We start from the raw sequence: 10330 nt of genomic DNA, 5'->3' as shown, positions 1-10330 counted from the left end.
TCGGTGGGTCGGCGGGCATCCTTCAGCCGTCGTCGTTCGCGCAAGCTTACCCGCGAAAAACCGCCACTCCTTTGGGCTTCGGCTGTGAACACGGGCGGGCCCCAACGCGCGGTTAGAAAGCTTCAAAGTAGTGGTTTCGAAAGTGGTTTTGCCTGGTCGTCTCCCCGCTGGCTTACGCGCAGTGTTTGCGCCGCTTCACTTAGTCGTTCCTCCTGCGTTCATCTGCGCGCTCACTTTTCCAAACTCCCTGGGCTTTGTACTGTTGAAGGCGATCTTTGCACTGCTGAAAGTGGTCTTTGTATGGTGTAAGGCGGTTATTTACCATTTTTCTTTCTTTTGAAAATAGTGCTTTGTACATTTGGTCTTGGTTACATTGACGCCTTTGGTCTTTGTAATGAGTGCAACAAAAGGATGCGCTTAAAGATTTGAAATACAGGATTTTAGGTGCGTATACTATAAAGACCATTTAGGTAACTTGAGGGTGGCTTTCAGGGAAGGAGAAAAGAAAATTTACCGGGCTGATTTAGAAGATGTTACCACCGATAAACAGCAAGGTTTCGAATACAAAGAAGTGATTATTTCTTCTGATCCAACGAGCGCCAGCAACCACGTAGCCAAACTGACGAGCACCGAGCCGTTAGGAATGCTTCGCAACCTGGAAGTAAGCAAAGGCGATGTGGTAAAAGTGAAAGTGAAGGGTTATTACGCCGGGGGTTCGGTGACCCATAGCAACGCGGTGAACTGGGGGCTGACCCTGGGACAAGTAAACGGCCACTCAAACAGTGGTGAAATCTCTACAGAAAACACGCCTTTTCTACTGAATTTAGGGTTAAGCATTACACCTAACAACGGGGGTAATAACCCGAACGCCACGGTACCCAGTGGTTACTTAAAACTGGTATTTTATAAAAAAGACGGGACGCCCGTTACCGCTTCGTTACAAATTGCTCATCTGAGCCCAGGCGCCGGACAATGGCAAGACCTGGAACTGACTTACACCGCCACCGAGCGCGGTTACCTCCAAGCCTTCGTTGCCAACGAAAGCGACCAGGAAGTATTCTTTGATGATATGGTGGTGGAACATACGCCGCAATTGATTGTACAGGAGAATCATTATTATCCGTTTGGAATGAACCTGCGAGGGATTGAGAAGAGAGGGACGCCGGAGCATAGGTATCAATATAATGCGGGAACTGAGCTTGAGAAAAGCTTTGATTTGAATCTTTATGAGACTCCTTTTAGAGGTTATGATGCTCAGTTGGGAAGGTTTCATGGAATAGATGATCTGGCGTTAATGATGCCCAGTATTACTCCTTATCAATATGCCTTTAATGATCCAGTTTTATTTAATGACCCTACAGGTTTAGCGCCTGAAGGTAGCGATGCTATCGAGGACAGGCGTCTGGATGATTGGACGCAAGAAAACGAAGAGTATGGGAGACACCAAAATACCCTGTTAGATGCACAGCATGGTAGGTGGAACTCATCAGGGGGAGTGGGAAATAACAAAGACCATGGACACAGTTGCCCAACCCATGGGGCTGGTTGCTCTGGCTATCATTCTAAGAAATCATCACGTTTAAAAGCAGCAGCCGTCATGACGCTTGCTTCTCCTACAGGGAAAGTATTGTTTGAAGGCATGAAAGTGCCTCATCCAATCGTGAAAGCAGCAGCATTTGTAGCAGTATTAGGGGTAGCAACTTATTATTATATGACTTCTGATGATGATGTTGGCACACATGATCCTGCTATACCTGTCTCCATCCCTTTGGAAGGCACTAAAGAAGATGACCCAACAAATTATGTCACAATTTATAAAGCACCAGCGCCTGGCAAAGCTCAAACATTGTTAGTGCATGGGTTTCAAGAAAAAGATTTTCCTCGAGATGCGTATTCTGATGGAGCTGCATACTTTGCTCCTCCTGGCCATAGAGCAGTCGCTCAACATTGGGCAAAAATATACAATGAAGGAATACTTGAAATTAGAATGCCTAAGAAAATATATGAGTCTATTTTTAAGGTGACTAATTATGCTCATCGTGGTAAAAGCTTGCAAGAAGGAAGGTATCCTGGACCAGCTCCTGACATGGGAGTAAACCCTAGAGAAGTGGCCATTCCAAGAGAGCTATTCCATATTTTAAATACATTTCCTAGAACCCTAAAGCCGAATTAGATAATGTTAGAAATTGAAGGTAAGCTACCCAAAAACACAAAAGTTCTTGTAACAATTCAACGCATAGAATCATTTGGATTATTTGTAAATATAGAGAGAGATGATATAGCCTCTTCTGTTATAGGTATTATTCATTTAGTGCCTGAATTAACAAGCATAGGCTATGTAAATACATCCAGCTTTGAAGTGGGAAAAAAACTAGAGTGTATTGTTGTAGATCACAAAGAAACAGAAGTATATTTAAAACCTATTGGCATTAAATCTAATTCTTCTTTGCGTAGCAAAACATAAGCCAAGTTAAAAACCAAAGCCCAAATCATGTAAAAATGGTTTGGGCTTTTTTATTTCTTATGAACCTGAAAGATAGGAGTTTATGAGTTGCGAAAGTATATGATTGTCTGTACTTTTGCAAGACAGACGATTTGGGATAGTCATCTGTTAAAGTGTAACCCTGTGCTAGTTTAGTGCAGGGTTTTTTATTTCTTATGAAATCAATCGGAACACTTCAAATAGCCAAATATGGTTTCCATATATTTTATATGAATCAAATATGGTGTATTTTATAAAATCCGTAATTTATACAGATTCTAATGTAATTAAGGAGCGTTAAATATTTGAACTTTGCTGAGAATAACGGATTACTTACCTGCTGAATGTTTGGAGTAGAATACAAGCTACTCATCAAATAAGCAGAGTAAACAAAAAATATATAACTGATTGATTATCAATAAAGAATGAAGTAAACCTTTGAGAAGTTTATTTTATAAATTTTCCAGAGTGTTGAAAGTACAAAACTCACTTTCAAAATTCATAAATCGTTGATAATCAGCATAAGTTAAAATATCAGTTAGGTATGCAAAGTGTTACAATCAGAAAAAATGATACGATTTATAAAATGTTTTTGCTTAGGATGGATCTTAGTATTGGTCACACAAACGACAAGAGCTCAACGTTTTGACTATGCTTCTTTATCAATAGAAAAAAGCCCTGAATTGGACTCTATAAAAGTATATTGCTTGGGCAAAATTGCTATTGATGCACTGCTGAAGGGTGATCATACAGATAGTTTAATTTTGCAAAAGCAGTCTTGGTTGATGTATGAACAAGATTTTTTAACTATAGGAAAGGATTATTCAGGGTATAACCAAAAAGACATCACTCGAAGGGTTTACCGTTATTTAGGGCATTACACTGTAAACCCCGTACATGAGTTTGCTTTGGAAAAAGGGGGTAAGTGGATGATGGTTTATGTATATGTAGATCATAGAATGAAAAATCTTGTGCACCACAGGGTCACACTGGATGACTTTAAGTTTAAAGAAGGGACATATTGCATCAATATTTTTGACAATTCAGCTTCCATTATCGATACGGTCAGAGAGCAAGTTCAAACAATCATTCCAAAACGCCTTCTCTTAGATAAGGTATGGACAATTAAAGGAAAGGAATTACTGAAAGCTAAAGTCAGTCCAAAATTTATTGGCCCTGATCAACTCCAATATTACTTGTTCAAAGATCAAAAGCCACCAGCAGTTCAAACAATATTACAGCGTCTCCCCATTAGTATGAGACCAGAGGCATTAAGAAGTATATATTTATGGTGCAACTGGACTACCAAAAGCACTCAAATAAAGAGATTAGGTGTTTTGAACAAAGATGGTATGTTTACAAATGGTGAGCTTTATAAGTCTTCTTTGGTTTGGTTGACACAAGATCACCAATATTATAAGAGAATGATTTTTAAGAAACTAGATATCTTTTATAAGTCTTTGATATACTATGCGCTAAAAAAAGGAAATAAGACGATGCATGTATATTTGTATCTGGGCAAAGAAAGTAATAACTATGTTAGCCTAGCCAACTACCTTCGTCATACCCAACCTGGAATGATTATAGAAACACTTCGCTTCCTCCCTGGCACCTACCTTATTGATTTGTATCGCCAAACCGCCATCAACCAAGCAACACTTCAAAAATTGAAACAGAAACAATATGATATAGAAAAAGTGAGCAAGTCTTTTTATAGGACTCATTATTTCAATAAGCATAAACGAGTAAGTTTTACTATCACTCAAAAAGCCCTGAGAGCGCACAGAATAAGTAATCAACCCATTACTCCTGAAAACCTGAAGTATTATCATAATACACCTGAAAAACCAAAGGGAGTAGCAAAAATTTTAAATGTTTTTGAGCAGTAGAGTAAACAATACAATCTATGTCCACCCAATCATTTTATCCAAACTTGGGTACTATAGTTACCCTCAACGACTTTCCACCAGAGCTACAGTTTCTGGAAAATGGGCTACAACATGCCCTGGACAATATTTATTATAAAAACCTCCAGTTTACCAAAAACGATCAGGGTGCACAAGCTTACTACAACCTAGTACTGGTCACTGACGGGGCTCTCAAACTAGACCTGTTCAATACTGGACTTTCGCTGGTTTTGAACTCAAGCAATGCAGACGAAACTTTTATACCCTTGAGTCTTCATTACAGCTGGGGAATTCTTTCGTTGGTCAACAATTTCAGCCTTCATGATTTTTCGTACCTGCCAGAAGAAATGCAAAACATTCTGGAGCAAACTCTAAACCTGGATGACAATGCCTGGATTCAGACTGCTATAGAAGCCTTTGAGACAGACACTACTCTAGAGGGTTATCAGAGGTTTGTAGATAAGCTAAATCAACATTATAACCTTGCCAGAGCCGAGAATAAACTACCACAAGGTGAGATAGATTATTTGAAAAAGGCATTGCCTGGATGTTATATCCATCATATTATAAAGTAGACGATCAAAAAAAACAACACAATGATAACCCCCGATAATCGGCACTTTGCCCAGCATTGGCATTTAAAAATAATAACGAGGAAACTTTATGGTGACTGATTATCGAAATATCCAACTTTTTCAGTATTTGTTGTCCATAATGCTTCTTAAGGTTTGGTATATAGCCAGTAAGAAGCAAAAGTCGATAGTGGTGCTTTACAACTCAAGTCGGCGATGGACTAACCAAAAATAATTGATATGAACCCTTTGAATGAACGTTTTCTAAACCCTTTGTATAGATTCAAGTTTTTTGCTTGTGTGTTGTTTTGTGTAATGGCTCAAATATCGGTTGGGTATGGGCAATATTATAAAAGGTTTTCTTCAGTAGAAGATGCCCTCGCTACCCAAGCTAAATCCTCTCGACCTATAGAAACCATGGTGTTATATGGTGATAATGTAATAAATTTGTCTCCACGAATAAGCGAACTTAAAGACTTGAGAGGCCTTATAATAAAATGTAAAAACCTAAAGACATTACCGAAGAATTTTGGAGAGCTTAACCTGTATTCTTTGAGAATAAAATCGGATAGCCTTATTGCTTTGCCCAAAAGCATAAGCAAACTTAAGAATTTATATCGCCTTGAGTTAAATGCAAATAGTTTAACGAGATTGCCTAAAGGGATAGGTAAACTTCAAAAGTTGCAAAGGCTAAAAATAGGGTCCAATAGCCTTCGTGCCTTGCCTAAAAGTATAGGTAAACTTCAAAATTTAAAAAAGCTCATCCTAAGGGTAGATGCTTTGAAGAAATTACCCAAAAGCATAGGTAAACTTCAAAATTTAAAAAAACTCATCCTAAGGGCAGATGCTTTGAAAAAATTACCCAAAAGCATAGGTAAACTTCAAAATTTAAAAAAACTCATCCTAAGGGCAGATGCTTTGAAAAAATTACCCAAAAGCATAGGTAAACTTCAAAATTTAAAAAAACTCATCCTAAGGGCAGATGCTTTGAAAAAATTACCCAAAAGCATAGGCAGGCTTCCAAACTTAGAGCAGCTGGTATTACAGGTAAACAGGTTAACCACTTTACCCAAAAGCCTGAGCCAACTCCCCAAGCTAAAAAAAATGACATTAATAGCACATCACCTTCGTACTTTGCCTAAAAGCATTGGCAACTTTCCTGAGTTGGAAATGTTAGAGTTAGAGGTAAATAATTTGGTAGCATTGACCCCAGGCATAGGGCAGTTTAAACAGCTAAAGTATTTAAAAATTGTCAATGGACAGTTTGCCACCCTTCCCCAAAGCATAGGAGACTTGCAGAACCTCGAAATGTTATTTTTGTTGAATGTGCCACTCACCACCTTGCCCAAGGGCATTGGCAACCTAAAAAAGCTGAGAAGGCTTCAAATATTGAAAAGTAAATTAACTACTTTGCCTGAAGCCATTGACAACCTTCAAAACCTCGTTCTCTTGAATTTGTCTTACAATCAATTGACACGGCTTCCTGAAAGCATTGGCAACCTTCAGAACCTTGGTAATTTAAATTTATCGCACAATCAATTGACACAGTTTCCTGAAAGTTTGAGTAAATTAAGTGGTTTAGGCACTTTGAACGCAAATCATAACCAATTGACAAGTTTACCAAAATCAATTGGAGCGCTCAAGGGGCTGGTGTATTTACAGTTGCGTTACAACCAATTAAAGACATTGCCCAAAAGTTTTTACAAACTTGATTTGATAAACTTATACATCGCCCATAATAAGTTCTCACAGGAGGCGCTAAAAGCCATTAAGGAGTTCTTACCACCTGGTGCAACAGATTATTGAGTGTATCTATGTAAAGGTGCAAGCCTGAGGTGAAATTTTGTTGTCACGCTTTACTCTTTTTTGAGGGCAGCAACTAAAGTGAAAATATATGGTTAACAATAAGTTTTATAACCAGCAATGGTATTTGCGTCTAGCCAAGGTACCAGAAGCCTGGCAGTTATTGAATGGGGTAACAGCATTGCTCAAGACTTCAAAGAACTAGGGAAACACTTCTTTACATATTGACTACCCAAAGATTGATAAATTTTAGCCAAAAAATGACCAAATTTACCCTCCCTGTAAAAACTTTACCGCAGGTTATCAATGGTTCATAAAATAAATGAGTAACTTTTGTGAAATTACATTGCTGGTTTCTCACAACACTGGTATACGACCAATAAAAGTAAAAATAGTGGTGCTTTGTCACAGATTGCGTCTCACTACTGCTAAAAATACCTACTAAAAATAATTGATATGAAACCCTTGAATGAACGTTTTCTAAGCGCTTTTGATAGATTTAAGCTTTTTGCTTGTGTGTTGTTGTGTTTTTCGTGGCAAGCCTCCGCAGGGCAGGCAAAGGCCTTTTTTTCCTGGCAAGATGCCCTGGTTCATTCTTCTTCGGGGCTCAAAAGCATGGTATTGAGAAACGATTCATTGACTGTTTTATCTTCACGCATTGCAGAGTTTAAAAGCTTAAAACGCCTTACGATTGAGTGTAAGCAACTCAAGGAATTGCCTGAGGAGATCGGTGAGCTTGAAAATTTAGAGATTTTAACATTATCAGGGAGTAAACTTACCTCTCTTCCCAAGAGCATAGGCAAGCTTAAAAAATTGAAAATATTGGATTTAAACAGAGGAAAGCTCATATCTCTTCCCAAGGAGATAGGGAACCTTACAAATTTATATAAACTTCGTGTGGGGCTTAATCAACTAGTGGAGCTACCCAAGGAGATAGGTCAGCTTAAAAATTTAATTTCTTTAACATTAAATGGTAATCAACTGGTAGAGTTACCCCAAGAGATAGGGAGCTTAGGGAAGCTGGCATTATTGTATTTGGGGGGCAACAAACTTGAATGTTTGCCCAAAAGTATAGGGAATTTAAGAGAACTAGAGTCATTGCATTTGGGGTATAACAACCTAAAGGGCTTGCCTGATGAAATTCAACAACTGACCAATTTGGGCTGGTTATATTTAGAAAACAACCAATTAACTGCTTTGCCCGCTGGTATTGGTGGGTTGAAGAAACTGAAAAAAATGGGTTTACAGGACAATCGTTTGAGAAAATTGCCCAAGGAAATAGGTCAACTTGGCAATTTGCAAGAGCTTAACCTAAAGAATAATCGTTTGAGAAGGCTTCCTGAAGAAATAGACCAGCTTACCAGTTTGCGAGAGTTTGACCTGGAGAATAACCGTTTGAGAAACCTACCCGAAGAAATAGGCCAACTTGCCAACTTGCAAAAATTGTATTTAGAGCATAATCGCTTTTCTAAAGCCAAGCAGCGAAAGATTAGGCAATGGTTGCCCAAATGTAGGATACCCTTTTAAGTAGTGGATATACGGATGATTCAACACATAAAGACATAAATATGCCTTTAAATAGATATTATGCCCAACACTGGCACCTCAAAATTATCTAGGTTGAAGAGGCTTGGACACTTTTGAATGGTGGAAACAGTATAGATCGAAGCTTTCAAGCCCTTTTGGAAGCCTTCAAAGAACTGGAGAGAATACTTCTTTACATATTGACTACCCAAAGATTGATAAATTTTAGCCAAAAAATGACCAAATTTACCCTCCCTGTAAAAACTTTACCGCAGGTCATCAATGGTTCACAAAATAAATGAGTAACTTTTGTGAAATTACATTGCTGGTTTCTCACAACACTGATATACAACCAATGAAAGTAAAAGTAGTGGTGCTTTGTCACAGATTGCGTCTCACTACTGCTAACAATGCCTACTAAAAATAATTGATATGAACCCTTTGAATGAACGTTTTCTAAACCCTTTGTATAGATTCAAGTTTTTTGCTTGTGTGTTGTTTTGTGTAATGGCTCAAATATCGGTTGGGTATGGGCAATATTATAAAAGGTTTTCTTCAGTAGAAGATGCCCTCGCTACCCAAGTTAAATCTTCTCGTCGTATAAAAGCCATGGTGTTATATGGTGATAATGTAACAAATTTGTCTCCACGAATAAGCGAGCTTAAATACTTAAGAGACCTTATAATAAAATGTAAAAACCTAAAGACATTACCGGAGAATTTTGGAGAGCTTAACCTGTCTTTTTTGAGAATAAAATCGGATAGCCTTATTGCTTTGCCCAAAAGCATAAGTAAAATTAAGAATTTATCTTACCTTGTGTTAAATGTAAATAGTTTAACGAGATTACCAAAAGGGATAGGCAAACTTCAAAAGTTGCAAAGGCTAGAAATAAGGTCTAATAACCTTCGTGTCTTGCCTAAAAGTATAGGCAAACTTCAAAAATTAGACACACTGAGGTTACAAGCCCATGGTCTTCGTGCTTTGCCCAAAAGCATAGGCAAACTTCAAAATTTAAAAAAACTCATCTTAAGGGCAGATGCTTTGAAAAAATTACCCAAAAGCATAGGCAGGCTCCCAAACTTAGAGCAACTGGTATTACAGGCAAACAGGTTGACTACTTTGCCCAAAAACCTGAGCCAACTGCCCAAGCTAAAAAAAATGACATTAATAGTACGTAGCCTTCATACTTTGCCTAAAAGCATTGGCAACTTTCCTGAGTTGGAAATGTTAGAGTTAGAGGTAAATAGTTTGGTAGCATTGACCCCAGGCATAGGGCAGTTTAAACGCCTAAAGTATTTAAAAATTGTCAATGGACGGTTTGCCACCCTTCCCCAAAGCATAGGAGACTTGCAGAACCTTGAGATGTTATTTTTGTTGAATGTACCACTAACCACCTTGCCCGAGGGCATTGGCAACCTAAAAAAGCTTAGAAGGCTTCAAATATTAAAAAGTAAATTAACTACTTTGCCCGAAGCCATTGGCAACTTGAAAAACCTAAGAGAATTGTTGTTTCGGTACAGGTACAAGCCAAGTGGCGAGTCGTTGAGGTATCGTGAGGGAGGTAGAAATGGTCAACTAGCCACGCTTCCTGAGAGCATTGGAAAGCTTCAAAATCTTGTTCTCTTGAATTTGTCTCACAATCAATTGACACAACTTCCCAAGAGCATTGGCAACCTTCAAAACCTTGAATATATGGATTTGTCTTACAACAGATTGATAACATTTCCAGATAGCTTCAGCAAACTATCTCGTCTAGGGTCTTTATACTCAAATCATAACCAATTGACAAGTTTACCAAAATCAATTGGAGCGCTCAAGGGGCTAATGTATTTACAACTGCGTTACAACCAATTAAAGGCATTGCCCGAAAGTTTTTACAAACTTGATTTGATGAACTTATTCATCGCCCATAATAAGTTCTCACAGGAGGAACTAAAAGCCATTAAGGAACGTGCTTCTCCTGGGGCAACTGATTTTTAAACGTATCCATACAAAGATGTAAGCCTGAGGTGAAATTTTGTTGTCACGCTTTACTCTTTTTT

Annotated in this window: 8 protein-coding genes; 7 read left to right on the top strand and 1 reads right to left on the bottom strand. The window is 38.3% G+C overall.

Going from position 1 to position 10330, the window contains the following annotated elements:
* Positions 1-199: 199 nt before the first annotated feature.
* Positions 200-358 (bottom strand): hypothetical protein, encoded by a 159-nt coding sequence (locus tag M23134_RS41605; protein ID WP_002705381.1) that lies wholly within the window; start codon positions 356-358, stop codon positions 200-202.
* 123 nt (positions 359-481) lie between these two features.
* Here M23134_RS41605 and M23134_RS40700 point away from each other — a divergent pair, with 123 nt between their 5' ends.
* From M23134_RS40700 to M23134_RS35440, 7 genes are all read left to right on the top strand, one after another.
* Entirely contained in the window at positions 482-2173 is a 1692-nt protein-coding gene (locus M23134_RS40700; protein WP_157558811.1) for an RHS repeat domain-containing protein, read from the top strand.
* Positions 2174-2176: 3 nt separating this feature from the next.
* Complete coding sequence (locus M23134_RS35470; protein ID WP_002705377.1) at positions 2177-2464, top strand: hypothetical protein; 288 nt, start codon at positions 2177-2179, stop codon at positions 2462-2464.
* 587 nt (positions 2465-3051) lie between these two features.
* Positions 3052-4371 carry a hypothetical protein gene (locus M23134_RS35465; protein WP_157558810.1) on the top strand — a complete coding sequence of 440 codons (1320 nt, stop codon included), beginning with the start codon at positions 3052-3054 and terminating at the stop codon, positions 4369-4371.
* 17 nt (positions 4372-4388) lie between these two features.
* Positions 4389-4964: a hypothetical protein gene (locus M23134_RS35460; protein ID WP_002705374.1), complete on the top strand. Its 576-nt coding sequence runs from the start codon at positions 4389-4391 to the stop codon at positions 4962-4964.
* Positions 4965-5201: 237 nt separating this feature from the next.
* Positions 5202-6767 carry a leucine-rich repeat domain-containing protein gene (locus M23134_RS35455; RefSeq protein WP_002705372.1) on the top strand — a complete coding sequence of 522 codons (1566 nt, stop codon included), beginning with the start codon at positions 5202-5204 and terminating at the stop codon, positions 6765-6767.
* A 453-nt stretch (positions 6768-7220) separates the two neighbouring features.
* A complete protein-coding gene (locus M23134_RS35450) occupies positions 7221-8291 on the top strand; it encodes a leucine-rich repeat domain-containing protein (protein WP_002705368.1) in 1071 nt (356 codons plus the stop codon).
* 429 nt (positions 8292-8720) lie between these two features.
* On the top strand, positions 8721-10268 hold the full coding sequence (locus M23134_RS35440) for a leucine-rich repeat domain-containing protein (protein WP_002705363.1): 1548 nt from the start codon (positions 8721-8723) through the stop codon (positions 10266-10268).
* Positions 10269-10330 lie beyond the last annotated feature (62 nt).

This window comes from Microscilla marina ATCC 23134, assembly GCF_000169175.1.
GTDB classification, from domain to species: Bacteria; Bacteroidota; Bacteroidia; order Cytophagales; family Microscillaceae; genus Microscilla; species Microscilla marina.
Note: the sequence above shows the minus strand (reverse complement) of the source record. Positions and strands in the feature narration are given on the sequence as shown.